Origin of the sequence: Flavobacterium sp. UBA5153, assembly GCA_002413745.1 — a bacterium.
GTDB lineage: Bacteria > Bacteroidota > Bacteroidia > Flavobacteriales > Flavobacteriaceae > Flavobacterium.
In genome coordinates, this window is the sequence record DHXP01000009.1 from 90,011 (window position 1) to 115,088 (window position 25,078).

At 36.4% G+C, this 25,078-nt stretch carries 28 protein-coding genes; 2 read left to right on the top strand and 26 right to left on the bottom strand.

Annotation, left to right across the window (positions count from 1 at the left end):
* The first annotated feature begins 2 nt into the window (after positions 1 to 2).
* Positions 3 to 869 (top strand): rhomboid family intramembrane serine protease, encoded by an 867-nt coding sequence (locus B2145_RS01990; RefSeq protein ID WP_291097587.1) that lies wholly within the window; start codon positions 3 to 5, stop codon positions 867 to 869.
* A 75-nt stretch (positions 870 to 944) separates the two neighbouring features.
* The gene (locus tag B2145_RS01995) at positions 945 to 1,991 is read left to right on the top strand and encodes an endonuclease/exonuclease/phosphatase family protein (RefSeq protein WP_291097589.1); all 1,047 of its coding nucleotides are present in this window, start codon (positions 945 to 947) and stop codon (positions 1,989 to 1,991) included.
* 14 nt (positions 1,992 to 2,005) lie between these two features.
* Here B2145_RS01995 and B2145_RS02000 read toward each other — a convergent pair whose 3' ends face one another.
* The 26 genes from B2145_RS02000 to B2145_RS02125 all read right to left on the bottom strand — a co-directional run bounded on the left by B2145_RS02000 (position 2,006) and on the right by B2145_RS02125 (position 25,072).
* Positions 2,006 to 2,632, bottom strand: a complete 627-nt coding sequence (locus B2145_RS02000; RefSeq protein WP_291097591.1) for a WbqC family protein — start codon at positions 2,630 to 2,632, stop codon at positions 2,006 to 2,008.
* A gap of 90 nt (positions 2,633 to 2,722) precedes the next feature.
* Positions 2,723 to 4,273 carry a signal peptidase I gene (lepB, locus tag B2145_RS02005; RefSeq protein WP_291097593.1) on the bottom strand — a complete coding sequence of 517 codons (1,551 nt, stop codon included), beginning with the start codon at positions 4,271 to 4,273 and terminating at the stop codon, positions 2,723 to 2,725.
* A 71-nt stretch (positions 4,274 to 4,344) separates the two neighbouring features.
* Positions 4,345 to 5,046, bottom strand: coding sequence for a 4-hydroxy-tetrahydrodipicolinate reductase (gene dapB / locus B2145_RS02010; protein ID WP_291097595.1), 702 nt, complete (start codon positions 5,044 to 5,046; stop codon positions 4,345 to 4,347).
* A gap of 91 nt (positions 5,047 to 5,137) precedes the next feature.
* Positions 5,138 to 5,698, bottom strand: coding sequence for a DUF5683 domain-containing protein (locus tag B2145_RS02015; protein ID WP_291097597.1), 561 nt, complete (start codon positions 5,696 to 5,698; stop codon positions 5,138 to 5,140).
* The gene (locus B2145_RS02020) at positions 5,698 to 6,597 is read right to left on the bottom strand and encodes a ParB/RepB/Spo0J family partition protein (protein WP_291097599.1); all 900 of its coding nucleotides are present in this window, start codon (positions 6,595 to 6,597) and stop codon (positions 5,698 to 5,700) included. Before B2145_RS02020 ends, B2145_RS02015 begins: the two co-directional genes overlap by 1 nt.
* Positions 6,598 to 6,601: 4 nt before the next feature.
* Positions 6,602 to 7,369, bottom strand: a complete 768-nt coding sequence (locus tag B2145_RS02025; RefSeq protein ID WP_291097601.1) for a ParA family protein — start codon at positions 7,367 to 7,369, stop codon at positions 6,602 to 6,604.
* Positions 7,370 to 7,733: 364 nt separating this feature from the next.
* The gene (locus B2145_RS02030; protein ID WP_291097603.1) at positions 7,734 to 8,615 is read right to left on the bottom strand and encodes an SDR family oxidoreductase; all 882 of its coding nucleotides are present in this window, start codon (positions 8,613 to 8,615) and stop codon (positions 7,734 to 7,736) included.
* 227 nt (positions 8,616 to 8,842) lie between these two features.
* A complete protein-coding gene (locus tag B2145_RS02035; RefSeq protein WP_291097605.1) occupies positions 8,843 to 9,106 on the bottom strand; it encodes a hypothetical protein in 264 nt (87 codons plus the stop codon).
* Positions 9,107 to 9,556: 450 nt separating this feature from the next.
* Positions 9,557 to 9,874, bottom strand: coding sequence for a GIY-YIG nuclease family protein (locus B2145_RS02040; protein WP_291097607.1), 318 nt, complete (start codon positions 9,872 to 9,874; stop codon positions 9,557 to 9,559).
* Between the two features lie 126 nt (positions 9,875 to 10,000).
* The gene (locus tag B2145_RS02045; protein ID WP_291097609.1) at positions 10,001 to 11,143 is read right to left on the bottom strand and encodes a methionine aminotransferase; all 1,143 of its coding nucleotides are present in this window, start codon (positions 11,141 to 11,143) and stop codon (positions 10,001 to 10,003) included.
* Positions 11,144 to 11,233: 90 nt separating this feature from the next.
* Positions 11,234 to 11,815 carry a transposase gene (locus B2145_RS02050; protein WP_291097611.1) on the bottom strand — a complete coding sequence of 194 codons (582 nt, stop codon included), beginning with the start codon at positions 11,813 to 11,815 and terminating at the stop codon, positions 11,234 to 11,236.
* A gap of 57 nt (positions 11,816 to 11,872) precedes the next feature.
* A complete protein-coding gene (gene scpA, locus B2145_RS02055) occupies positions 11,873 to 13,999 on the bottom strand; it encodes a methylmalonyl-CoA mutase (protein ID WP_291097613.1) in 2,127 nt (708 codons plus the stop codon).
* Between the two features lie 13 nt (positions 14,000 to 14,012).
* The gene (locus B2145_RS02060; protein WP_291097615.1) at positions 14,013 to 14,303 is read right to left on the bottom strand and encodes a type II toxin-antitoxin system RelE/ParE family toxin; all 291 of its coding nucleotides are present in this window, start codon (positions 14,301 to 14,303) and stop codon (positions 14,013 to 14,015) included.
* Positions 14,293 to 14,526: a hypothetical protein gene (locus B2145_RS02065; protein WP_291097617.1), complete on the bottom strand. Its 234-nt coding sequence runs from the start codon at positions 14,524 to 14,526 to the stop codon at positions 14,293 to 14,295. The genes B2145_RS02060 and B2145_RS02065 overlap by 11 nt, the downstream gene beginning before the upstream one ends.
* A 106-nt stretch (positions 14,527 to 14,632) precedes the next feature.
* Positions 14,633 to 15,088: a hypothetical protein gene (locus B2145_RS02070; protein ID WP_291097619.1), complete on the bottom strand. Its 456-nt coding sequence runs from the start codon at positions 15,086 to 15,088 to the stop codon at positions 14,633 to 14,635.
* Positions 15,089 to 15,102: 14 nt separating this feature from the next.
* Positions 15,103 to 16,482, bottom strand: coding sequence for a methylmalonyl-CoA mutase subunit beta (locus tag B2145_RS02075; RefSeq protein ID WP_291097621.1), 1,380 nt, complete (start codon positions 16,480 to 16,482; stop codon positions 15,103 to 15,105).
* A gap of 57 nt (positions 16,483 to 16,539) precedes the next feature.
* Positions 16,540 to 16,872, bottom strand: a complete 333-nt coding sequence (locus B2145_RS02080) for an FtsB family cell division protein (RefSeq protein ID WP_291097623.1) — start codon at positions 16,870 to 16,872, stop codon at positions 16,540 to 16,542.
* Between the two features lie 119 nt (positions 16,873 to 16,991).
* Complete coding sequence (gene udk / locus B2145_RS02085) at positions 16,992 to 17,600, bottom strand: uridine kinase (RefSeq protein ID WP_291097625.1); 609 nt, start codon at positions 17,598 to 17,600, stop codon at positions 16,992 to 16,994.
* A 233-nt stretch (positions 17,601 to 17,833) separates the two neighbouring features.
* Positions 17,834 to 18,268, bottom strand: coding sequence for a hypothetical protein (locus B2145_RS02090; RefSeq protein ID WP_349677738.1), 435 nt, complete (start codon positions 18,266 to 18,268; stop codon positions 17,834 to 17,836).
* Positions 18,269 to 18,511: 243 nt separating this feature from the next.
* A complete protein-coding gene (locus B2145_RS02095) occupies positions 18,512 to 18,685 on the bottom strand; it encodes a hypothetical protein (protein ID WP_291097629.1) in 174 nt (57 codons plus the stop codon).
* A 276-nt stretch (positions 18,686 to 18,961) separates the two neighbouring features.
* Positions 18,962 to 20,986, bottom strand: a complete 2,025-nt coding sequence (locus B2145_RS02100) for an outer membrane beta-barrel protein (RefSeq protein ID WP_291097631.1) — start codon at positions 20,984 to 20,986, stop codon at positions 18,962 to 18,964.
* A 93-nt stretch (positions 20,987 to 21,079) separates the two neighbouring features.
* Complete coding sequence (locus B2145_RS02105; RefSeq protein WP_291097633.1) at positions 21,080 to 23,407, bottom strand: Ig-like domain-containing protein; 2,328 nt, start codon at positions 23,405 to 23,407, stop codon at positions 21,080 to 21,082.
* A gap of 371 nt (positions 23,408 to 23,778) precedes the next feature.
* Positions 23,779 to 24,327: a histidine kinase dimerization/phospho-acceptor domain-containing protein gene (locus tag B2145_RS02110; protein WP_291097635.1), complete on the bottom strand. Its 549-nt coding sequence runs from the start codon at positions 24,325 to 24,327 to the stop codon at positions 23,779 to 23,781.
* Between the two features lie 44 nt (positions 24,328 to 24,371).
* On the bottom strand, positions 24,372 to 24,614 hold the full coding sequence (locus tag B2145_RS02115) for a hypothetical protein (protein WP_291097637.1): 243 nt from the start codon (positions 24,612 to 24,614) through the stop codon (positions 24,372 to 24,374).
* Between the two features lie 49 nt (positions 24,615 to 24,663).
* On the bottom strand, positions 24,664 to 24,942 hold the full coding sequence (locus B2145_RS02120; RefSeq protein WP_291097639.1) for a YtxH domain-containing protein: 279 nt from the start codon (positions 24,940 to 24,942) through the stop codon (positions 24,664 to 24,666).
* A 28-nt stretch (positions 24,943 to 24,970) separates the two neighbouring features.
* Complete coding sequence (locus tag B2145_RS02125; RefSeq protein WP_414654988.1) at positions 24,971 to 25,072, bottom strand: lmo0937 family membrane protein; 102 nt, start codon at positions 25,070 to 25,072, stop codon at positions 24,971 to 24,973.
* Between the last annotated feature and the right edge of the window lie 6 nt (positions 25,073 to 25,078).

Sequence of the window (25,078 nt, forward strand, 5' to 3'; positions counted from 1 at the left end):
AAATGAGTAGTATTCTTGATGATTTGAAAATGCAGTATAAATTAGGTGGAATAACCCAAAGGTTGATCTATTGGAATGTGGCTTGCTTTTTAGTTTCATTACTATTTTTTTACCAATATAGGGTTGGCGCTTTTGATTTTCCTAATTGGATTGCATTATCTTCTGAGCCTTCGGTTTTTATCACAAAACCATGGACGCTCTTGACGTATGCTTTTTTTCACGATGGATTTGGGCACATCTTTTTCAATATGATAGTCTTGAATTTTTCAAGTACCTTGTTTCTCACTTTTTTCACCCAAAAACAATTGCTGGGTTTGTATGTTTTGAGTTCAATATTTGCCGGTATTGCTTTTGTTTTGGGCTATTATTTCTTGAATTTGGGTGCTTCCATTGTTGGCGCATCGGCAGCGATTATGGCTATTTTAGTCGCTACAACAACCTATCAGCCATTGATGAATGTACGGTTGTTGCTCATCGGGAACGTGAAACTTTGGCATATCACCCTCGTGATTATTGTTATTGACTTGATGCAAATTCGTATTGAAAATACTGGCGGACATATTGCCCATTTGGCAGGTGCTTTTTTTGGTTATATTTTTATTGTATTACTTCGAAACGGAACCGATTTGAGTAAAATAGTTTCAAGCATAATGGATTTTTTTGTTAATTTGTTAGGTAAATCTACATCGACACCTTTCAAAAAGGTGCATAAAAATTACAAAAGACCAATGGAGAAACCCGTTTCTAAAATTATGACAAAGGACAAAACGCAACAACAAATCGATGAAATATTGGATAAAATCAGTCGTTCCGGATATGATTGTTTGACAAAAGAAGAAAAAGAATTTTTGTTTAGAGCAGGGAAATAAGTATTCAGTTGTCATCTCGAGCGCAGTTGAGAGACAGTGTTCAGTCGCAGTTTACAGCAATGAAATTATAATTATATGAAAAACCTTTCGTGGTTTAATAAAGTAATGTTTCTTTTGAATATAGTGTTGACTGTATCAACGTTCATTGCGTATATTTTACCATTTTTGGCACCAAAACTTTTCCCGCTTTTATCGGTATTTACCTTGTTTATGCCCTTGTTTTTTATATTAAATGGGTTGTTTTTCCTCTATTGGGCCATCCAATTCAAGAAACGAATGATTTTGTCTGGTTTGGTGCTTTTGATGGGGATTACGTTTATCAATAAATTCTATAAATTTTCATCTAAAGATTTCCCAAATGCCGAAAAAGATTTCGTTGTTATGAGTTATAACGTGCGTTTATTTAATGTTTTCAGATGGCTTGACAGAGAGGATGTCCCAGAGAATATTCTTGTTTTTATCAATGATAAAAATCCTGATATTTTGTGCATTCAGGAATTTTCTAATTCCGCACATATTGATTTGAAAGTATATCCTCATCGGTATGTTTTTATGGAAGGAGTTAAAATTAAAACGGGTCAGGCAATTTTTTCCAAATTTCCCATTATTGGCCAAGGACATATAGAGTTTCCAGACTCCAACAACAATGTTATTTTTGCTGATATTAAAAAAGGGAAAGACATAATTAGGGTTTATAATATGCATCTTCAATCCATAAAAATTTCGCCGGATGTCACCGAAATAGACGAAAATATCGATGGAATCAATCAGGAGAAATCACAAAGGCTCTTCCATAGAATAAGCAAAGCTTTCAAAAAACAACAGCAACAGGCCGAGATAATAAAAGAGCATAAAAAAGAATGTAAATATCCCATTATCATTTGCGGCGATATGAATAATGGCCCGTTTTCCTATGTTTACCGGAATATAAAAGGAAAATTAAAAGATAGTTTTGAAGAAGCAGGAACAGGTTTTGGAGCCACTTATAAATTCAGGTATTATCCAGCCAGAATTGATTATATTTTTGTCGATGACAAGATGACGGTCAAGAAATTTGAAAGTTTTTCTGAATTCGAGAATTCCGACCATTATCCTATTATGGCAAAATTGTCAATGGAATAGGGGATTTTGAAACTTTATTTGATTATTAATTTCTGATTTTTCAAATAATCCAAAGCATATTTTCCTTCGTTAAACAACAAATCCAAAATGCTCAAATTATTCAAGAACCCGTATTTTTCTCCAAAAACCTGAGTATAGGATTCAAATTTGGAATTGTCTTTTTTTCCGTCCACCAAATATCTAAAATCCGTTACAGTATTGGCATCCACTTCACGAAAGTATTCGGTGGTGGTGTCATAATCGAGTTTCATCCGCAAACATTTAGAAACAAAGTCCATAGTTTCAAAATTCAAATCCAATAAAAAAGTGTATTTTTTTTCAAAAAGGGGGCGAATGTCGTCTTCAAAATATTCAAAAAAAGGGGAGCTTCTATAAGCCGCTTCCAATGATTTGAAATGTTGTTTTTGCCAATCAAAATCGGACTCGATTTTGACATCTTTTGTTTTTTGGTGGCTTTCGCCAGAATGTTTTACGGGAATGTTCAATAGTTGAATCCCGTTTGGGCTGTAAATATAAGTTCTATTACGATTGGTTTGCTTCTGGAAATTGTCTTCTGTTTCGAACGTTATAGTATCAGCCTGCTCCATCGCCACAAAATGGCTGATCGAAGGAAAATAAGTGGGATGGATTAGAAGGTTCATATTTGTCTAAAGTTTTTAAAGTCATAAAGGCGAAGGTCATAAAGTTGGATTAAAAATAGACTTTACGACTTTCGACTTTTAAACTTTTGACTAATTTTTTTTCTCTTTTCTCTTTTTCCAAAAATATTCGCCAACAAAAAAGGCAGCCAAAGCAAGTAAGAATAATTTAAAATAGGATTGTGGTTGTCCATCGCCGCCAACGGTTGTAAACAATCGTTCCCAGCGAATTTTCCCTAATCCTTTGCCATTGGTATCCCAACTCATCCAGATGAATACTGGTTTCCCAACAATATGATTTTCGGGCACGTAGCCCCAATAGCGACTGTCTTCAGAGTTGTGACGATTGTCGCCCATCATCCAATAATAGTTTTGTTTGAAGGTATACTCTTTTGCAACTTGACCATTTATTCTAATTTCGTCGCCATTTACTTTCAAGTCATTTCCCTCATATTCCGTGATTATCATTTTATAAAAAGGCAGTGTTTCTGTTGTTAACGCTACCGTTTTTCCTGCCTGTGGAATGTAAATTGGGCCAAAGTTATCGCGATTCCATTTATTGATATGAGGAAATATCCCATTTTCGACACCTTTAGAAATTTCTCTCTTTACAGAAGTGATTCCGGGAACGTTTTTTAATCTTTCAGCTCCGGCCGATGTCAATGCGCTAATGAATAAGGTATCTCTTTTGTCACTTGTAAAACCCGCACCATCCGTTACATTCATATCTTTAAACAGATACTCAAAATCTATGGGTGTTTTTCCATCTAATGCAACTTTGTATGAATATTGCGGTTTCGCTCTTTCTGGCAAAGCCAATAGTTGCCCGTTAATATAGACAATTCCATCTTTAATGGATAAACTATCGCCTGGAATTCCAACGCAGCGTTTTACATAATTCGATTTTTTGTCTATTGGCTTATCCGCTCTTCTGCCCGAATTATCCCTGAACTTGTAAACAGTATCCGCAGGCCAGTTGAAAACTACAATGTCACAATTGTGTATTTTTTGGAAGGCTGGCAATCTAAAATACGGTAATTGTGGCCAGTTGAGATAGGATTTTCTTTTTGTCAAAGGAATAGAATCATGAACCATTGGCAATGCTATGGTAGTCATTGGAACTCTAGCTCCATAATTCATTTTACTCACAAACAAAAAGTCGCCAACCAATAATGATTTCTCCAATGACGATGTAGGAATAGTGTAAGGTTGTAGGAAATAGGTATGCACCAATGTGGCAACAATAATTGCAAAAAGGAGCGAACTTACCGTGTCGGCCGTTTTGTTGTCAGGATTCAAACTTCTGTCGGTTACGTAATTTAGCTTCTGGGTATAATTGACATAAAAAATATACAGACCACAAGTGGCTATTCCCAAGAAAGTGTCCAAACTTGATCGTTTTCCAAAACTTCTCAGGGTTTCGACCCAAATAACCGGAAACATAATCAGGTTGATGATAGGGATGAAAAGTAATAGCGTCCACCACGTAGGGCGGCCTATTATTTTCATCAAAACGATGGCATTATATACGGGAATTGCTGCTTCCCAACGTTTTCTGCCAGCAGCTTCATATAATTTCCAAGTTCCTAAAAAGTGAATAACTTGTACAATCAGGAAAAACACAAACCATTGATATAGTGTCATAATTTTTTGTTTAAAGTTTGAAGTTTAAGGTTGTTCAAGTTAGAACTTTATACCTTAAACGTGAAATAAGTTTATTTTAAATCTAATACATCTTTCATTGTAAAAACACCCTGTTTTCCAACAATCCATTCTGCGGCAATCACGGCGCCAAGGGCAAACCCATCACGATTATGGGCCGTGTGTTTTATTTCGATGACATCCACCGCCGAATTATAGGTTACCGTATGCGTGCCTGGAACATTTTCGATTCTGACAGCCTCGATGTGAATTTGCTTTGGCTCTGGTTTTTCCAATGTCCAATTGGTGTAACTGCTATTTTTTATAATCCCTTTAGCTAATGAAATTGCCGTTCCACTAGGAGCATCCAATTTTTGGGTATGATGAATTTCTTCCATTTCTACCTTATAGGCGTCAAATTTTGACATCATTTTTGCCAAATATTCATTGAGTTCGAAGAAAATATTCACGCCTAGGCTAAAGTTGGAACTCGATAAAAAAGCACCCTTTTTTGCTGTGCAAAGCGAAACCATTTCATCATAGCGATCTAGCCAACCGGTTGTTCCGGAAACCACAGGCACATTGGCATAAAAGCAACTCGAAATATTATCGACGGCAACGGCAGGAATGCTGAAATCAATGGCGACATCGGCATTCGAAAGCCCTTCGTAAGTATTGAACTCATCTTTTCTCAAAACGATTTCGTGACCTCTTTCCAGAGCAATTCTTTCGATTACCTGTCCCATTTTTCCGTATCCTAAAAGTGCAATTTTCATTTGTTTATTTTTTATATATTGGAAGGATTCAAAATCCATCTTTTTTTATTTTTTGCAATTTCCTAATATTTCCCCCTTGGGAGTTAGGAGCTTAAAAATTATAATTAAATGTTAGTCCCATATTTGTCCTCAATGTTACATCATTCGGATAAATAACGGGTTTTACAGATAAGTTTTCGTTCACGTTAAATTGTATCAAAGCAGCATCAACATTGGCGTCAATAATATTTAAAACATAAAAAGCGACAACAAATAAGGCAGATAAATCCCGGTTTCGTTGATAAAACTTTTGCCCGGCAATTAACCTGTTTTTATCCAAATAGGAAAATTGATCGTCAGTGTAACCTTCTAATCTTCGTTTGTACGCATCTCTATATTGGTTGTATTTTTTGTTGCTGTCAGAATAAAAATAAAGACTGGTTCCAATAACTCCGTAAACAAGCGGGATTTTCCAATATTTTTTGTTGTAAGCTTGTCCTAGTCCAGGTAAAATAGCCGAATAAAAGGCTGCTTTTGCGGGTGTCAACGGGTCAATATCATTCGATTTCAAGGTGTCTTTTGCAACCAGCACAGCATCAGTTTTCACTTGTGAAAAAACGGAGGTGTTTCCCAATACAAAAATGAGGAGACCTATGAAAATGATTTTATTCACTACCCTTTTATTAGTTTAATAATCCTGTTGAAGTCTTCCTCGGAATGAAATGGAATGGTTATTTTTCCTTTTCCATTTCCGGCAATTTTCACATCTACTTTAGTTCCAAAATAATTGTTGAAAGTGTTTTTCTCTGAATCAGGAATTTCGAATGCCGTAGATTTTGGTTTGCCGGCAGGTTTAGGTTTTAAACTTTCCTGGTAATTTTTTACCAAAGCTTCGGTTTCACGAACCGAAAGATTCTGGCTCACGATTTTTTGATAGATATCGGTTTGAATATCTTGGTCTTCAATATTGATTATCGCCCGACCGTGACCCATACTGATGAAACCGTCCCGAATTCCGGTTTGGATAATTGGGTCCAGTTTTAAAAGTCTCAAATAGTTGGCAATTGTGGAGCGTTTTTTTCCTACACGTTCACTCATTTGCTCTTGAGTCAGTTGAATTTCATCAATCAATCTTTGGTAAGAAAGCGCAATTTCAATAGGATCTAAATCATGGCGTTGAATATTTTCAACCAATGCCATAATCAACGATTCATTGTCATTCGCAATCCGGATGTAAGCAGGAACGGTGGTTAAACCCACTAATGTTGAAGCACGAAGACGTCGTTCCCCCGAAATTAATTGGTATTTATTGAAGGCTAATTTCCGAACGGTAATTGGTTGGATAACGCCCAATTCCTTGATGGAAGAACCCAGTTCACGTAATGAATCTTCGTTGAAATTACTTCTTGGCTGAAACGGATTTATTTCGATGGCATCAATTTCAAGCTCAATAATATTCCCAACAACTTTGTCGGCATTTTTATCGTTTACGGATTTTATATCGTTTTCCGGATCTTTTAATAATGCCGATAATCCTCTTCCCAATGCTTGTTTTTTTATTGCTTTTGCCATAAAACTATTTGCTGTTTTTCTTTATGATTTCCTGGGCTAAATGCAGGTAATTGGTAGCTCCTTTGCTCGTGGCATCGTAGTTTATAATGCTTTCGCCAAAACTGGGTGCTTCACTCAATTTTACGTTTCTTTGAATTATGGTATCAAAAACCATATCATTGAAATGTTTTTGAACCTCTTCGACCACTTGATTGGATAAACGCAATCTCGAGTCAAACATAGTCAACAATAAACCTTCGATATCTAAATCGGGGTTATGAATTTTTTGAATGCTTTTTATCGTATTCAATAATTTACCTAAACCTTCCAATGCAAAATATTCGCATTGAATAGGGATAATCACCGAATCGGCAGCTGTCAAAGCATTCAAGGTAAGCAATCCGAGAGAAGGTGCGCAATCTATGATAATATAATCGTAATCGTCTTTGATGCTTTCCAATGCTTTTTTAAGCATATATTCCCTGTTTTCCTTATCGACCAATTCGATTTCGATGGCAACAAGATCTATATGAGATGGGATTATGTCCACATTTGGAGCCGAACATTTCACTATTGCCTCTTTGGGCGTATTACTGTGCTCCAGAATTTGATAGGTTCCAATTTCTACATTATTTACATCAATGCCCAATCCAGAACTCGCATTTGCCTGCGGATCGGCATCTATCAATAACACTTTTTTTTCTAAAACACCTAGCGATGCAGCAAGATTTACAGAAGTTGTAGTCTTTCCAACACCACCTTTTTGATTAGCAATCGCAATGATTTTGCCCATTTATTTTTCTAAATTTTGAACGGTAAAAATACAATTAATTATCGTTTCTGAAAATCTATTTTGTTAACATTTGTTAAGGTTTGATTATTGTCGGTCTTTGGTTGTCAGAGGATGTTTTTTTTAGAATTTTCAGGAGTTGTTTCCAGCTGTGCACTTCAATCTTTTATAAAGAAATATTTTTTTCCAAGACATTGCAGCAGCTTCCGTTGGTCGCTCTACAATCTCAGGAAAAAATAGATTTTTTTATAAAAGGATTTCCGTTTCCATCTGGGCTAAAAAAAAAGAGAACCCAATGAACTCTCCGTTTTTTCAATTATATATTTGAATCTATTCAATTTTTCTGCAATCTGAAAACTGCAACCTGCTAACTGTTTTTCTTTGCCTTAATCATCATTTCCAACTGATCCCAAAGTTCTTCCGGAATAGCTTCCAGAATATTAAATTCCCCTGCTCCTTTCAACCATTCGCCGCCATCAATAACGATAACTTCACCGTTGATGTATCCCGAAAAATCAGAAACCAAGTAGGCCGCCAAATTTGCCAATTCCTGATGATTTCCTACCCTTCCCAAAGGCACTTTTTTTGCCATATCAAATTTTTCTGCCAAGTCGCCAGGTAATAATCTGTCCCAAGCTCCTTTTGTCGGGAATGGTCCCGGAGCAATCGCATTGGATCGAATTCCGTATTTTGCCCATTCCACGGCAAGACTTCGAGTCATTGCTAAAACTCCCGCTTTTGCGGCAGCACTTGGTACCACATAAGCCGAACCGGTAAAGGCATAAGTTGTTACGATATTCAATATAGTAGAAGTGGTTTGTTTGGTGTCAATCCAATGTTTCCCAAAAGCGAGGGTGCAGTTTTTGGAACCTTTCAAAACGATATCAATAACAGTATCAAAAGCATTGGCCGATAATCTCTCAGTTGGTGAAATGAAATTTCCTGCGGCATTGTTCAACAAAACATCCACTTTTCCGTAAACTTTCAGGACTTCTTGCAACATTGCTTCCACTTGGTCATAATGGCGAACGTCACATTGTACCGCCAAACAGGTTCCGCCAGTTTCGGTTTCCAGTTCCTTTGCCGTGTTTTGTAGTTTTTCCAAATCACGCGAACTGATGGCCACTTTCGCGCCCAATTCCATAAAATATTTGGTCATTGCTTTGCCCAATCCGCTTCCGCCGCCGGTTACCACAATCACTTTGCCTTCAAGGGCATTATCACGAAGCATTTTTGCCGAGAAATCCATAGTTTATTTTTTTTGAATTGTAAATATAAAGAAAATAGTTAGTAGGCGCGCATAGTAAATTGAGAAAATTTCTATGGTGAGTTTTGTCATTTCAACGAAGGAGAAATCACATTAGTTGCTCATTATATCCTCTCATTGCTAGCGCGAGGGTCACTCTCGTGCCTATTACAATTTTACAGCTATTTACTTTTGTTAGTGTTCACGAGCGGAACGCTCGCGCTAGCTGTTCATTCTATTAATTTCGCTTCCCAAAACTTGCCCGATTTATCTAGAACAACTTTGAAATGACTCGCATTTAAAATTTTTAAAATGTCTTTCGCCCTTTCTCTAGTTTTTTTCCATTCATCTGATTCAAGATTGTCATCCAAGTTTAGATTATAATCTATGTCAAATTGGAATTCTTCTAATGCAGCTCTTTGTATGTCATTAATAACTTTTTGATTGGCGAGTTGAGCTAAGTTTTGATTTGAAAGGCCAAAATTTATTAGCATTTCAGTTCCAACATTTCCGTTTCCATTAAGTTTATTTGGTCTTCTTTTTCAGATGACAAGATTAGCAAATCCCTGATTAAATATTCAAATTTTGATTCCATTATATCTTTGAAGTTATTTCTGAATTGTTGTAATCCACCGAGTTCGCTTTGAATAACTCATAACCCTTTTATATGTATGACAAACGGCATACTTTATTTTAATTCAAAAATATAAATAATTATTTACAAATCATCAAACAGCGCACAATCTTTTCGCGGCTTCTTCCAGCGTTTTATTATCTTTTGCAAAACAAAACCGAATCAACTTCAATAATTTCAGCGTTTTTCAATGCTTTATTTGTCATTTCGACCAGCGGGAGAAATCTCATTAGTTGCTCACTTTCATTGCTTTCGTTATGTGATTTCTCCTATCGTCGAAATGACAGAGAGTCTTCTAATTGAATAACTATTACTCAAAATGATGATTTAAGAATTCAAATTTTGGATTAAAACCCCGAATCAATGCCAGTTTTTTATCTCTTCTCCATTTTTTTAATTCTTTTTCTCTCGCAATAGCTTCTTGAACCCAAGTAAATTTTTCGTAAAACACTAAAAATTCTATAGTGTATTTTGAAGCAAAAGTTTTGTTTTCTGTTTCAAGGTTATTTTTATGTTGTTGTAATCGCATTTTTAAATTATTGGTCATACCAATATAATACGTAGAACGGTATTTATTTGTGATGATGTAAACGTAATAAGAATGAAAACCTAATTGTGGATTTAGCATAATTTATGATTTTATAATTATCTATTTTGTCATTTCGACCAGCGGGAGAAATCGCATCTGTTGCGCTTTTTATTTATGTTTATAGTTCTCGCTATGTGATTTCTCCTTTCGTCGAAATGACAAATTTTAAACTGCACACAATCTTTTAGCCGCTTCTTCCAGCGTTTTATCATCTTTCGCAAAGCAAAACCGAATCAGTTTTAAGTCTTTTCCATCGGCATAAAAAGTAGAAATAGGAATAGCAGCCACACCATATTCTACAGCTAAACGCTTGCAAAAATCGACATCGTTTTCATCAGTCCCGATAGCTATCGGGATGGCAGCATAAGAAACCACCTGAAAATAAGTTCCCTCGCAAGGCATCAATTCGAATCTACTGTTTTGGAGCAATTTCCTGAAATAGTCTCGTTTTTCCTGATAGAATTTCCCAAGTTCCTCCACGGAAACCAAGTCCAAATACTCGCTAATGGCGACTTGTGAAATGCTGTTGACGCTGAAAACCAAAAACTGGTGGGCTTTTTTGATTTCCTTCATCAAGTATTCCGGAGTCACGAGATAACCCACTTTCCAGCCCGTGATATGGAATGATTTTCCAAAAGAGGAAACCACAATGCTCCGATTTTGCAATTTTTCTCGTGTATGAACTGAAATATGTCTGTGTTCAAAAGTGATGTATTCATAGACTTCATCCGAAAGCAAAATAACTTCTGGGTATTTTTCCAATATTTTTTCCAAAGCCTCTAAATCCGATTCGGTCAAGATTTTCCCAGTCGGATTATGCGGATTGTTGATGACAATCATTTTTGTTTTTGGAGAAAAGGCTTTTTCGATTCGTTCCCAATTTGGCGTGTAATCGTCATTCAAATCTATTCGAACGGGTTTTGCGCTGCACAACAAAACGGGAGCTTCGTAGCTGTCATAACTCGGGTCGAGAATAATCACTTCGTCATCCGTTTTTACCAAAGCCAGAATCGTGGTAAAAATGGCTTGAGTCGCTCCGGCAGTTACCAGTATTTCCGTTTCAGGCTGGACGATTCTGTGATACGATTGCTGGACAAGCTTCGCAATTTTCAACAATAGCGGAGGATAACCCGCCATTGGGAGATATTGGTGTACGTCCTTTTTGGCAAGTTTGACGACAATATCAGTCAATTTTTCATCAACGGGAAAGTTGGGGAAACCTTGCGAAAGATTGATGGCATTATGTTCGGCCGCCATTTTGGACATTATTGTAAATATGCTCGTGGTTATGTTGGGGAGTTTGGACATAAAAAATAGGCTTTAAATTTATAAATGAAGTAGGATTGTTTTAATTAAAACCTGACAGGTTTTGGAAACCTGTCAGGTTTATAACTCCTACTATATCCCTAAAAACGTTTCTATCGTAAAGTCATTACTTTTTAATTGATGAACGTGTTTAAAGTTTTCAATATCATCAAATATTTCAATTACTTCTTTACGTTTTAATTTCGTTGGTTTGTCAGAAAGGCAAGTTATGTAAGAACTCCAAGGATAATTTATTGGATGCTCACAAATAAGGTGATGAACGGGATTGTTATGAATATATGCTATAATATTTTGAAAATAATTTTCATTTTCAATTGATTTTCTTTTAAAAGGTCTTTCAAAAAGAGCACCGTGCCGATTGTATTTTTTGTTAAATGCTTTGGTGTAGGCATTAAATAGATTTGAAAATGATTGAGAAGGTTGAATTTTATTTTCAGTTTTTATTTCTTCAACATCCTTGATTCTTATCAAAAAGTGAAAGTGGTTTTTCATTAAGCACCAAGCATATGTTTCTGCCATTGGCTCAATATGCAAATCATGTAATTTTAGAAAATGTTCGTAATTACTGTTTTCTTTGAAAAGTATATCACTATTTATACCGCGATTGTATACATGGTAATATTTTCCGTTTTCAAGTGGTTCAATAGATTGCATATAATTTTGTTATTGCAAACCTGACCCGTTTTTAAAACCTGTCAGGTTTGGTGTATATCAATTTAATAATATCTCCAAAATACTTATCGCAGCCTCACTAATCTTCGTTCCGGGACCAAAAACAGCAACTGCTCCGGCATCGAACAAAAACTGGTAATCTTGCGCGGGAATCACGCCGCCAACAATGACCATAATGTCTTCGCGACCGTATTTTTTGAGTTCTTCAATGACTTGCGGTACTAATGTTTTGTGTCCTGCGGCGAGTGAGGAAACGCCAAGAATATGCACGTCGTTTTCCACGGCTTGTTTGGCGGCTTCGGCTGGCGTTTGAAAAAGCGGACCAATATCCACATCAAAACCCAAATCGGCATAACCCGTGGCAACGACTTTCGCCCCGCGATCGTGTCCGTCTTGCCCCATTTTGGCAATCATAATTCTAGGGCGACGGCCTTCTTTTTTGGAGAATTCGTCGGCTAGTTGTTTTGCTTTCTCGAAGCTTTCGTCGTCTTTTATTTCTTTGCTATACACGCCGCTAAAGGATTTAATTTGTGCTTTGTATCTTCCGAAAACCGTTTCAAGCGCAGTGCTGATTTCGCCAAGAGTTGCTCGATTTCTTGCAGCATCAACGGCTAATTCCAGTAAATTTCCTTCACCGGTTTGGGCACAAAAGGTTAGTTTTTTGAGTGAAAGTTGTACTTTTTTTGTGTCACGAGTTGCTTTGATTTTTTCTAATTGTTCCAGTTGTTGCCTGCGCACCATCTGGTTATCGACATCCAAGATTTGCAATGGATCTTCTTTTTCCAATCTGTATTTGTTGACGCCCACGATGATATCCTGGTTGCTATCGATACGCGCTTGTTTTCTGGCGGCTGCTTCTTCGATGCGCAGTTTCGGAATTCCTGACTCGATTGCTTTGGTCATTCCGCCCAATTCTTCGACTTCTTCGATGAGTTTCCAAGCTTTTTGGGCAATTTCATTGGTCAAACTTTCCACATAAAAACTGCCTGCCCAAGGGTCTACGGTTTTGGTGATTTTGGTTTCTTCCTGCAAAAATATTTGGGTATTTCTGGCAATTCTTGCCGAGAAATCTGTTGGCAATGCAATCGCTTCGTCCAAGGCATTGGTGTGTAACGATTGCGTTCCGCCCAATGCTGCAGCCAAACCTTCTATAGTTGTTCGCGCCACGTTGTTAAAAGGATCCTGCATTGTCAGACTCCAACCCGAAGTTTGGCAATGGGTTCGTAAAGCCAATGATTTATCGTCTTTGGGGTTGAATTGCTTTACCAATTTTGCCCAAATCATTCGTCCGGCACGCAACTTGGCAATTTCCATAAAATGGTTCATCCCGATTCCCCAGAAAAAAGATAGGCGAGGAGCGAAGTCGTCGATTTTCATTCCTGTTGCCAGTCCGGTTCTGATGTATTCCAAACCATCCGCTAAAGTGTAAGCCAACTCGATATCGGCCGTGCCTCCGGCTTCTTGTATGTGATAACCCGAAATGGAAATAGAGTTGAATTTCGGCATTTTCTTGCTGGTGAATTCGAAAATATCGGCAACAATTTTCATTGATTGCGCTGGAGGATAGATATAGGTATTCCGAACCATAAATTCTTTCAGAATGTCATTTTGTATCGTGCCGGAAAGTTGTTCTGGTTTTACTCCTTGTTCTTCGGCAGCGATGATATAAAATGCCATAATGGGTAAAACCGCTCCATTCATCGTCATTGAAACCGACATTTCGCCCAATGGAATCTGGTCAAACAGCACTTTCATATCTTCGACAGAATCTATGGCAACTCCCGCTTTTCCTACATCGCCAACCACGCGTTCGTGATCCGAATCGTAGCCGCGATGCGTGGGCAAATCAAAAGCTATGGAAAGCCCTTTTTGTCCTGCGGCAAGATTTCTTCTGTAAAAAGCGTTGCTTTCTTCGGCGGTCGAAAAACCTGCATATTGACGAATTGTCCAAGGCCGGCGGACATACATTGTTGCGTAAGGGCCGCGTAAATTTGGCGCAAAGCCGGCTCCAAAATCAAGATGTTCGAGGTTTTCGATGTCTTGTTCGGAATAGGTTTTTTTTAGTTCAATGCCTTCGGCGGTGAGGAAGGTTTGTTCCAAATTATTGAAATTTCCTTTTTGTTTTTTGGAACTTTCTAATTTTATATGTTGGAGATTTTTTCTCAAAGCTTAACTATATTTATAAGATATTTAATCTGCTATCTCTTGATGAATGATAAATTGCCTTGATAACAATGACATTTTTGTTGATGGTATAGTGTATTAAATAAGGAAATGTGGTTAACATTATTATTCTAACTTCATCATATCGATTTTGAAAATGAAACGGATTCTTTTTTATAATCGCTAGACTTTCTTTAAATGAAAGATGAAATCTTTTAGCCAATTTTGGATCTACACTTTTGTACCAAAAGAGCGATTCTCTAAAATCAACTTTAGCCTCGTCAATAATGACAATTTTATAATTCATTTTCTATTTCTTTTAAAAAATCATCAATGTCTGTTGCACTTTCTGGATTTTTTAAATACTTTTCAGTACGTTCCCTAACTTGATCGATTTGCCATTGCGGTATTTCATATTTTGCTGAAGAGGGTAAAATAATGACATCGACTTCATCTGCATTAAAATCATCAGGAAGCGTAATCTTTATTTTATGATTTTTTACTTTGACTGTTTGTCTTATTGCTTCCATAATTTTCTATTTTGAGATGTAAATATAATCGTTTTATTTTGAAAAATTGTCTTCTAAATTTGAACGTCCGCCTCCTTTAATTTTATATTTTAAAAATTTTCCTGCGTCACTTTTCTATAATTTTAAAAGTCCATTTATTATCCGAATAATTTGTATTGATACCTTCAAGAAGACCGGCACTCATTGTCACGCCGGAACCAATGGTGAAAAGCAAAAATGCCCAATTACTTCCGCCAGAAGCAACAACCAAGGAACTTCCAACAACCGTTAGCCCTGCAATCAAGACGACTGTTTTGACTGTTGCCAAGACTTTTGGTTGTTTTTTTATACTTTTTAGGCTGTCGATTTTTATGGATTGATAGTCGACAACAATCGTTAAACTATCCGAAAATTTTAGATTTCCAACATATTTTTTCCCGTCCAATGTTCTTATTTTAATGCGTTGGTTTTCTTCTAAAATTTTTACTTTTCCAGTGTAAATGTTAGTGACTTCAACAGCTTTTTGTTGTGGAAAAACGACGTATGAAATAAAAAACACCAATAGATATAGTATGCTTTTCATCCTAATAATTTTAATTATTTCTCTTCTTTAATTCTATCGTATTCCATTTGTTCCGCCAAACGTTTTTCGATTATGGGCGTAATCAAAGTTTTTCTTGGTTTTATTTTCACAAAAGGGAACAGTTCCAAATTGGCTGCCATTCTATCATTTTTGTTGGGATATTTGTTGGTTCCCAGAAGGATTTCTTTCCCTGAATCGAATAATTCCTGTTCTTTGTCGGCACTTTCCTGGATTTTTCTTTTGATGATTCCTTCGTTGAGTTGTTTCAAGAAACCGCCATTGGCTTCTATATCCTTGAACAAAGCCAAGGCTTTTTCGGCTAATTGATTTGTCAGGCTTTCTATGTAATAACTTCCGTCAGCAGGATTGTTGACTTTGTCGAAATAGCTTTCGTGTTTGAGGATCAACAACTGGTTTCTGGCAATTCGGTCGCCAAATTCATTGTCTTTATGGTACAACGCATCGTAAGGTAAATTAGCAATGGCATCGGCTCCGCCAAGAATGGCACTCATACATTCGGTTGTGGTGCGCAGCATATTCACATTATAATCATAGATTGTTTTATTTCGTTTTGTAGGCGAAACCAGCAAATGGCAATCGAAGTTGTGGTTGTATTCCTTGGCAATTAGATTGAAAAGCAGTCGCAAGGCACGAAGTTTGGCGATTTCGAAAAAGTAATTGGTACCCACCGAAATTTCAAAAACAATTGGCTGGTTTATCGTTCCATTCCGATAGCTATCGGAACGGTTGAAATATTCGTTGGCGTGAGCCAAACTATATCCAATTTGTTGCACCATATTGGCACCGGCATTCTGGTATAAACCCGCATCAATGCTGATAAAAGAAATAGAGGATGTTGCTGCCGAAATCAAATTAAGCGTTTCGAAATTGTTTTTTTCTTTGGTCACAAACCAATTCCCTCCTTTAGCTAATTCCCCAATTGGATCAAGATTACAGAATATTTTTGCATTTTCCTGCTTGGCAATCGCATCTATTTTTTTGACGAAATCGACTGATAGAAATGCCAAATTGAAGTACGTCGTCACTTTTTCCAAAGGAAGATTTTCCAGTAGTTTTTTAACATCGGTATTTTCGTCTTGAATCGTAAAACGAATACTTTCGGCACCGCGATTGATGCTGTCAATGGCTCGAAGATTCGATTTTTCGAGATCGTGAACGAATATGTTTTGGCAAATTCTGAACTCGGTAGCTTTTGTATTTACATCTGATGTTCCTCGAAATTCGTCAATATGGTAAAAGGGTTTTACCTGAATATCTTCGGGTGAATTCCAAATCAAGGTTTCATTATAATCGGCACCGTTGAGTTCAAACTGAATTCGTTGTTTCCATTGTTTGGAGGAAATGGGATTAAAATCGTCGAATAGATTTTTCATTTACGGATTTCAGGATTAAAGTTTAAATGTAACTTTGTAATCTTCATTTGTATTGGACTATTTACTAACATCTTTCTCAATGGTGTCGCCTTCGAACTCGATGATATAGATGTCTTCGCTATCTTTTTTCATATAGTATTTTTCCCGGGCATATTTTTCTATTTGCTCCGGGTTTTTGAGCTGTTTAATGTTTTCCTGGTCTTTTTTGATTTCGTCCTGATAATATTTTCTGTTGTCTTGGAGTTCTTCGATTTGTTTGTCCAAAATGCGATGATCAAAATAGGAATAGTTGTCCAGGAAAATCATCCAAGTCGAAAAAAACAACAAAACCCATACGTATTTGTTGCTTAAAAATTTAAACCAAGGTTTGTCTTTATAGGATTTTGTCATTTGAAATTCTGTGTTTTTTAGCCCCGATTACAGTGGAAATCCCGCGCTTTTGGGCGTGGATTGCAACGAAAAGCGGGAAATAGCTCCTGAAAAAAATAGGCAATAAAAGTACAATAAATTTATAGAATTCGTTGATTTATTACGGCACGAACTACGTCGATGGCAACGGTATTGTATTTGTCGTTTGGTATGATGATGTCGGCAAACGCCTTTGTTGATTCGATAAATTGCTGGTGCATAGGTTTTAGTGTGGTTTGGTAGCGGTTTAGAACTTCTTCCATATCACGACCTCTTTCGGCAATATCGCGTTTTAGTCTGCGAATTAATCGCTCGTCTGAATCGGCGTGAACAAATATCTTAATGTCGAATAAATCTCGAAGTTCGGGATTGGATAGAATTAGAATCCCTTCGACAATCATTACTTTTCGAGGATGCGTCAAAATGGTGTCGTCTGTCCTGTTGTGTGTCGCAAAGGAATAAACGGGCTGGTTGATGGTGTTTCCTGCTTTGAGTTCTTTGAGGTGTTCGACCAATAAATCGAAATCGATGGCTCTGGGATGGTCAAAGTTTGTTTTTGACCGTTCTTCATAACTCTGGTTTGTAGATTCTTTGTAGTAGGAATCTTGGGCTATAATTCCAACTTCGGTACCAGGCAACTCATTCATTATTTGATGAACAACGGTTGTTTTTCCGCTTCCTGTCCCGCCCGCAATACCAATTATTAGCATAAAATAGTCCTGTTATGTTTTTATTGGAACAAAAATAGGGATTTAATTGGGAGTGGATTTTGTTTTTGGTGAAATGTTATAGGATGATTTGTTTTTTCTTTGTTGATTTGAATGGTTTTTTTTAAATAAAAGTATTGTCAACAGATTTCATAAAAAAACGAGACTGTCTTTTTTGAGACAGCCTCGTTTTGAATGCTTAAAGGAATAATACTTTTCTTCAGAAGAACTAGAAATTAATGTTTACCGTGTTCACGTCCATTGTTCCCTCTGTCTCCTCTATTACCGTTGTTACCATTGTTACCGTTGTTACCGCGGTTGTCATAATCTCTGTGATCCTCATTTCTATTCCCGATGGATCTCTGAGGTCTACCTTTATAGCCTCTATAATATTTTTCTCTATTACTTCTGAAATTTGAGTATGGTCTTGAACCGTGATAATCATTCAAGACAACTTTGTATCCACGATCCAAATCGTAATTTCTATACTGTCTAGGTAAGTATCTTGATCGTACCCAGTTTCCTCCACTTAAATAAATAAACTGAGAAGCACGAATGTCGTAATAAGACTCAATATCTGGTAAATAATAATAATCTACTGAAGCATAACCGGCTGGTCCCCATGATGGAGCTGTGCCTAAATGTACATTTATGGAAAGTTGCGCATGCATCGTACTTGATGCGAAAAACATCACTATTCCTAAGGCAATTAATTTTAAAGTTTTCATTTGTTTTTATTTTAATTAATATTTTTTTAATCGTATTCTTTGAATTCAACATTTTGTTAAAGCCAACTATCATGCCAATACTGAGGTATTAACTTTTAATTATGATTCATTATAAAAGAAGAATCAGTAAAAGGATGATAATGATAACGGCACCTACAGACAAATAAACGCCATGATGTGTTGATCTTAAAGTTGCATTAATGGCACGGACTTCTTTACGAAGTGCTTTTTTTCTGAATAATTCATTGACAATTTATCCATTGTTTTTATTTCCTCTAAACGTGTCAACATTACTTTAACTTCGGCGGGCATTTCTTTGGTATCGACTGCTTTTTCGGTTGGGGTTTTTTCGGAAGTCATAATTGTGGACGGAATGATACTTAACGCTAACACCATCATCATTAAATAAAGGGTTGTTTTTTTTATGTTATTTTAATTTTAATGGTTGAATTATTTATAGTGTAAAGTTGGAGAATATTCAAACCGCTTATGTTATATATTTATTGCTAGTAGTTGCAAAATTCACACATTAAAAAAGGTTTGAGATTTGGTCTAAATTGTTAAATAAAAAAGGACAGGATTTTAAATTCCTGTCCTTTTTGTAATCTTAAAGCGTATTGCTAGTTGTTAGCTCCTTTATATACCAGTGTTAAAAATGTCGATTATCACGGTACGGTTATAAGAACGTTCCTCTGGGAATTCGTTTTTAAAAGGGGAGAAATTTGGATCTTCACCATAACCGGTTACTTCGAATTTAACATCAGTTCTACCTGATTTCGCCAGAGCACTTCCGATAATTTTTTTCACATCGTTTGCACGTGCAATAGATAATTTTAAATTATAGGCATCATTTCCAATTATATCGGCATGACCATGAATAATTACCGTTCCGTTTGCGGGAATTTTTGGTACCACAACATCTGTTAGGTATTTTTGGTAAATCAAGATGGCTTTTGAATCATTGAATTCATAAATAACACTGTATCTAATTCCTTCATCGATTTTGGCTGGAGCCCAAAGCACAATATGTGCCGTAGTTTCTTTACGTACAACCTTGCCACTTTTGGTTTGACCTATCATTGTAATTTTGAAGTCACCTTCAGGTCGAGTTCCTAAAATGGACTGTCCAGATAAGCTTGCGCTTTCTTGAGTGTAAGGCCCAAATGATTGAACCATTCCTTTTTCATCAGCAATCTGGATAGACCATGACGTAAAAGCTTCGTTTGCACCTTTTGTGTTAAATGTTACATAACTTTCTAAAGGAGCTTCTTGTAAAGCCGCAGTTTCTGATGCATTAGATTTACCTGGACCGCTTTGGAATTCTGCTAATAAAACTGGTGAACTACTTTCGATAGAAACTCTTCTATCTCCTTCACGAAGAAGGTCTAATTCACGTACTCCTCCTGGTTGTTCAGACGGGATATTTGGTTTAAATTGACCCTTAGTTCTAATTCTTGTAGCCGTAATTCCAAATGTGTTTACCAAGTAGAATTTAACTGATTCTGCCATTTCTTTAGCTTCTTTTGGTCCTTTTTCTGAAGAACCTACCAAGACGATAGTTGTGGAAGGATTTTTAATCATACGGTCACCAAGGATGTTGATTACATTATAGTACACAATCATTTGTCTTTCTGAGCGGCCAGATTGGTTTATAGGTGTTACCATTTCGAGTTGGTCTTCCCTGAAATCTTTTACCTCTTCTTTTTTAAGCATTACATAACGATTTGGTATTTCGGTTGAACCAATGTTAAAATAGACATAGTTACGAAGTGGAAAAACTTCTCTAACACGACGTTGAACAGGAACATTTGCGGGAGCATTCACAGAAAACTGAACTTCAGGATCTGGCACTAATACTTCTTCAGGTTTCGCAATTAGATGACCTCGGCCAAATTTAAGTGCAACACCAGCTCTAACAGTTGTTATATTCAATGTTTCTATAGAACGTGGGTTCTGTCCAAAATAGGGATGAAACGACACAAATGGTGATAAGACAAATTGCGTATGGTTATTTTGTGAAGAAAGTGGAATATCAAATCCAGCTCCGATTTGCATTGAAAAAATCGTTGATTTTACATCACTTAAATCTCCTTTTACATCAGGAGTGGCAGCTTGATTAGGATAAGCCGGGTTGATTCCTAGTTTGTAAGTGAATGATTTGTCCATGTTGAAAGCTAAACGTGGCCCACCATATAAATAAAAATTAGATTTAAAAGGAGCGAAACGTATGCTAGGTTCAACAGAGATATAACTAATATTAGTTTTTAAGTCTGCAGGACAGTCACAGGCAGTTTTTACTTGGTCAAACTTAGCTTGACGATTGTCGTATCCTGCTTGTAGCATAAAACCCAATCTTGTATCCGGACGATGGTATTCTAAAAGCGGAGCAATAAAAAGTCCAATACCATCTCCATCATGAAATATAGCTGGAGGAGTGAAACCGGCATTCAACATATGAGTTGAACCGCGATAGAAATTAAAATTAGCACCACCAGCTACACCAAACCACCAAGATGGTTTTGTGTATTGTATTTCCTGCGCCTGAACTGGCGTTTGAATATTTAACCAAACCAAAGCCAATATTATAAGACTTTTAATGGGCAGGTTATTTAGGTACCACGTCATACATGATCCCATTTTAAAATTATTTATATTTTTCATTTTATATTTTTTAAAATTTTATTATTATGTTTGAATAAATCCCGCCCGAAGACGGGATATGATTTTTTGGTTTTAACCAATTACATTAATTGTTTAGTTAGTAGGTACGTTAATGACTGTATTTACCATGGTAACTGAAGCTACTAGTGAAATCGCTCTACCGTTTAATGTCGTTACACTGGCATTTGTGCTATTGGCAGGAGAAGACAAAGTCACCCCTGAATAAGCAATAATATTTCCAATCATAACTCCACCTCCGGCGTAGTTAATAACAGCTTGACTACCCACATACCAGTATACATTATTAGGATTACCTACACCGTTTAAAAATACAACACTACTTGGTGCTGCATCGCCTACTGTTAAAGCAGAAGGTACTTGAAAGTACCATTTTGCATTGGGATCACCTTGAGCATCTAATGTAAGATTTCCGTTAGTTATTTTAAAAGTGCTAGCGGCTGTATAAATACCAGGAGCTAATGTTAATCCACCTAGTTCGCCTGCTCCCGGATTAACAACACCGCCTGGCATTTGAGCTGGAGAAATGCTAAGATAAAGAGCTCTGGCTTCATTCAATCCAGCTAATGCAGTTGCTCCTTTGGTAGCACTTCCAGGTGCGGGTGCATCTGTGTATATTCCATCGGTAACAAGTCCGTTATTTAATGGGGTTACTGTATAAACATCACCATTTGTACCATCTGTAAAACCTGTTATTAAAGTTGCGGCGGCGGTAGTACCGATTGATCCATTCACTACAGTAAATAATCCTTGATTGGTTATTCCGGCATCACCACCGAAAACTCCAAAGAACAATCCACTTGTTGCTGGTGGTGTTACAATTACTGGAATCAATGTTGTAAAGTTCCAAACATAATCACTTGCCAACCCAATACCTACAGTGTTTTGAGCTCCCGTCGTAATGGTAGCAGTGTATACTGTATTTTGAGCTAATGGAGCAGAAGGTGTAAAAGAAACCGTTGATCCAGAATAGGTATAGGTACCCAATACTGGAATTGCACCTTGCTTAACTGTAAATGTTGTAGCGTTTAAAGTCAATGGATTCATTGGCATATTAAAGGTAGCACTAATAACTTTATTAAGTGCAACCCCTGTAGCATTAGGTAACGGGTCAGTTGAAACTACAATTGGCCTACCTGGAGTTGTAAAGTTCCAAACATAATCACTTGCCAACCCAGTACCTACAGTGTTTTGAGCTCCTGTCGTAATGGTAGCAGTGTATGTTGTATTTTCAGCTAATGGAGCAGAAGGTGTAAAAGAAACCGTTGATCCAGAATAGGCATATGTACCCAATACTGTAATTGCACCTTGCTTAACCGTAAATGTAGTAGCGTTTAAAGTCAATGGATTCATTGGCATATTAAAGGTAGCACTAATTACTTTATTAAGCGGAACCCCTGTAGCATTAGGTGCAGGGTCAGTTGAAACTACAATTGGCCTAATATCTGTAGTAAATGACCATACATAATCACTAGCCATCTCAGTACCTGCAACGTTTTTAGCTCCTTTCGTAATGGTAGCAGTATATACTGTATTTGCTGCTAATGGAGCAGAAGGTGTAAAGGAAGCCTTTGTATCTGTATAGGTAATTGTACCCAAAACTGGAGTTGTACCTTGCTTAACGGTAAATGTTGTAGCGTTTATAGTCAACGGATCCATTGGCACACTAAAGGTAGCACTAATAACTTTATTAAGCGCAACCCCTGTAGCATTAGGTAACGGGTCAGTTAAAATTACGGTTGGTCTAATACTAGTAGTAAATGTCCATACATAATCACTGGCCAACTCAGTACCGGCAAGGTTTGTAGCTCCCTTAGTAATGGTAGCAGTATATACTGTATTTTCAGCTAATGGAACAGAAGGTGTAAAGGATGCCATTGTTCCTGCATAGGTAATTGTACCCAAAACTGGAGTTGCACCTTGTTTAACAGTAAATGTTGTAGCATTTAAGGTCAATGGATTCATTGACATATTAAAGGTTGCCGTAATAATTTTATTAGGTGAAACGTTTACAGCCAGGTTTGCAGGATCCGTTGAAACTACAAGAGGATTAACATCGGTTGTAAATGTCCATACATAATCCGTTTGCAAAGCATTGCCTGGTACATCTTTTACCGATGTTGTAATTCTACCGGTATAAAGAGTCTTAATGGCAAGACGGCTAGTAGGCGTAAATGTAGCGGTTATCCCTGAATAGGTAACCGTTCCTGAAACAGGTACTCCTGCTGCCGTTATGATAAATGAGGATTGCGTAATGGTTGCTGGGTTCATGGCTTCGTTGAAGGTAGCTGAAATAATCTGGTTCAAGGGAACACCAGAAGCTCCGTCAGTTGGGATCGTTGATATTACAATTGGACATACACCGATGGTTTCTACGAACTCATCTTTTGCACATCCTGTCATTAAAGCAATAAATAGTATTGCAATGATCGATAGTAGTTTTTTAATTTTCATTTTTTTTATTTTTTATTTTTAGGGTTAAATAATTTTATGGTACAGAGGTTGCTCAGTTATTGTCTATAAGTATTACACAATTCAGGCAAAGAGTTACATTATTCACACATTCCGAAAATTTGACCTCACTAAATTACTAATATTTGTTTAATAATCAATACGTTATAAGTAATTTAACAATATATTTAACAATTTATATATCTTTAACGCCAGGGGAGTTGTAAATAAAACACAAAAAAAATCGAGGTTTTTAGGCCTCGATTTTCTAAAAAACTAAAACAGTTTCAAATGTTTAGTTAATATAAGTATATTTTTATTTTTTATTTTTTTACTTTTCCCAATTCGCACATAAATGTTGTCAATTCTCTTGTAAAAGTATCCAGTGTAAGGGCGGATTGCTTTATGCTATCAACAGATAGTTTTAATTCCTCTGGTGAACTTATCGACTCATCCAGCATATTCGAAAAACCTAAAATATTGGCAATGGGTTGTCTTACTTTATGCGAAGTCATAAACATCATTTCTTCAAGTCCTTTTATGTATTCTTTCTGTTTTTCTTCTGCTTTTTTAAGTTCTCTGTTTGCAATGTTTAGTTCTGCTGTCTTTATTTGTCTCTCTTGAGTTTTAAAAATTAATTTTTTGTTGGCAATAATTAATGCTGCCGCTTGTTTTTCTTTAACTTTATTTTGATATTCTAATTCTTTATTGGCAATAACTAGCTCTGTTGCTCGATTTTCTTTTTCGATGTTTTGGAAAGCTAATTCTTTGTTGGCAATTACTAGCTCTGCAGCCCTTTTTTCCTTCTCATTATTTTGATAGGCAAGTTCTTTGTTAACGATATTTAATTTTGCAGCAAATTCGTTTTCCATCAAAACTATTGATTGATTTAAAATATCAGCTTCATTTATTGGTTTCATAGCATCGTTTTTTTTGAATTATTATGATAGCAAAAACCCGAGAGACATTTTAATCCTTCGATTTTTATGAGCAAAGAGAATATAGTAACAACAATAGAAATCGTCAACTCTGACATAAAAGACGATAAGGCATCGGCTATTTTGTCTTTCAAACTTAGGATTCCTAATTTTGAATTTGACTCATTAGAATTTTTTCCTTTTTCGGAGAGAATTTCCATTGTTGTTACTTGATTGTACATGATTTTATGTTTAAAGTTTTGAAACTTTAGAAAAATAAATGGATTGAATTTAATGTTCGTTACTTTTGATTTCCTTTTTTATGGAATTTAATTTTGTTTTTTCTTCAGCAATTAGATTTTCGTTAGATTGCAAAAGAGTTTCATATTTGTCGGTTACATTTTCATATAATTCTTCAAATTTATCTTTCATATCATCGGCAAAACCTTTGCCTTTATTAAGGATTCTCTTTCTTGTTTTTTTACCTTTTGCAGGTGCAAACAAGATTCCTGCGATTGCTCCAGCAGCTACTCCCCCCAAAACTCCTAATAATACTTTACTTGAATTCATAATTTCTATTTTTAATTTTTAATTTATTTTATATATTTTTTCCTTGAATAAGCCTTAATAATATTGCGATAATCGCAATAACAAGAAGGATATGTATTATTGATCCTGCACTGTAGGCAAAGAACCCGATTGCCCA

What these genes read in the sequence shown, in the direction of transcription:
- B2145_RS01990 (WP_291097587.1), top strand. Translation starts at nt 3, where the DNA reads ATGAGTAGTATTCTTGATGATTTGAAAATGCAGTATAAATTAGGTGGA.
- B2145_RS01995 (WP_291097589.1), top strand. Translation starts at nt 945, where the DNA reads ATGAAAAACCTTTCGTGGTTTAATAAAGTAATGTTTCTTTTGAATATA.
- B2145_RS02000 (WP_291097591.1), bottom strand. Translation starts at nt 2,632, where the DNA reads ATGAACCTTCTAATCCATCCCACTTATTTTCCTTCGATCAGCCATTTT.
- lepB (WP_291097593.1), bottom strand. Translation starts at nt 4,273, where the DNA reads ATGACACTATATCAATGGTTTGTGTTTTTCCTGATTGTACAAGTTATT.
- dapB (WP_291097595.1), bottom strand. Translation starts at nt 5,046, where the DNA reads ATGAAAATTGCACTTTTAGGATACGGAAAAATGGGACAGGTAATCGAA.
- B2145_RS02020 (WP_291097599.1), bottom strand. Translation starts at nt 6,597, where the DNA reads ATGGCAAAAGCAATAAAAAAACAAGCATTGGGAAGAGGATTATCGGCA.
- B2145_RS02025 (WP_291097601.1), bottom strand. Translation starts at nt 7,369, where the DNA reads ATGGGCAAAATCATTGCGATTGCTAATCAAAAAGGTGGTGTTGGAAAG.
- B2145_RS02030 (WP_291097603.1), bottom strand. Translation starts at nt 8,615, where the DNA reads ATGGATTTCTCGGCAAAAATGCTTCGTGATAATGCCCTTGAAGGCAAA.
- B2145_RS02035 (WP_291097605.1), bottom strand. Translation starts at nt 9,106, where the DNA reads ATGCTAATAAATTTTGGCCTTTCAAATCAAAACTTAGCTCAACTCGCC.
- B2145_RS02040 (WP_291097607.1), bottom strand. Translation starts at nt 9,874, where the DNA reads ATGCTAAATCCACAATTAGGTTTTCATTCTTATTACGTTTACATCATC.
- B2145_RS02045 (WP_291097609.1), bottom strand. Translation starts at nt 11,143, where the DNA reads ATGTCCAAACTCCCCAACATAACCACGAGCATATTTACAATAATGTCC.
- B2145_RS02050 (WP_291097611.1), bottom strand. Translation starts at nt 11,815, where the DNA reads ATGCAATCTATTGAACCACTTGAAAACGGAAAATATTACCATGTATAC.
- B2145_RS02060 (WP_291097615.1), bottom strand. Translation starts at nt 14,303, where the DNA reads ATGAATTATAAAATTGTCATTATTGACGAGGCTAAAGTTGATTTTAGA.
- B2145_RS02065 (WP_291097617.1), bottom strand. Translation starts at nt 14,526, where the DNA reads ATGGAAGCAATAAGACAAACAGTCAAAGTAAAAAATCATAAAATAAAG.
- B2145_RS02070 (WP_291097619.1), bottom strand. Translation starts at nt 15,088, where the DNA reads ATGAAAAGCATACTATATCTATTGGTGTTTTTTATTTCATACGTCGTT.
- B2145_RS02075 (WP_291097621.1), bottom strand. Translation starts at nt 16,482, where the DNA reads ATGAAAAATCTATTCGACGATTTTAATCCCATTTCCTCCAAACAATGG.
- B2145_RS02080 (WP_291097623.1), bottom strand. Translation starts at nt 16,872, where the DNA reads ATGACAAAATCCTATAAAGACAAACCTTGGTTTAAATTTTTAAGCAAC.
- udk (WP_291097625.1), bottom strand. Translation starts at nt 17,600, where the DNA reads ATGCTAATAATTGGTATTGCGGGCGGGACAGGAAGCGGAAAAACAACC.
- B2145_RS02090 (WP_349677738.1), bottom strand. Translation starts at nt 18,268, where the DNA reads ATGCATGCGCAACTTTCCATAAATGTACATTTAGGCACAGCTCCATCA.
- B2145_RS02095 (WP_291097629.1), bottom strand. Translation starts at nt 18,685, where the DNA reads ATGACTTCCGAAAAAACCCCAACCGAAAAAGCAGTCGATACCAAAGAA.
- B2145_RS02100 (WP_291097631.1), bottom strand. Translation starts at nt 20,986, where the DNA reads ATGAAAAATATAAATAATTTTAAAATGGGATCATGTATGACGTGGTAC.
- B2145_RS02105 (WP_291097633.1), bottom strand. Translation starts at nt 23,407, where the DNA reads ATGACAGGATGTGCAAAAGATGAGTTCGTAGAAACCATCGGTGTATGT.
- B2145_RS02110 (WP_291097635.1), bottom strand. Translation starts at nt 24,327, where the DNA reads ATGGAAAACGAATTTGCTGCAAAATTAAATATCGTTAACAAAGAACTT.
- B2145_RS02115 (WP_291097637.1), bottom strand. Translation starts at nt 24,614, where the DNA reads ATGTACAATCAAGTAACAACAATGGAAATTCTCTCCGAAAAAGGAAAA.
- B2145_RS02120 (WP_291097639.1), bottom strand. Translation starts at nt 24,942, where the DNA reads ATGAATTCAAGTAAAGTATTATTAGGAGTTTTGGGGGGAGTAGCTGCT.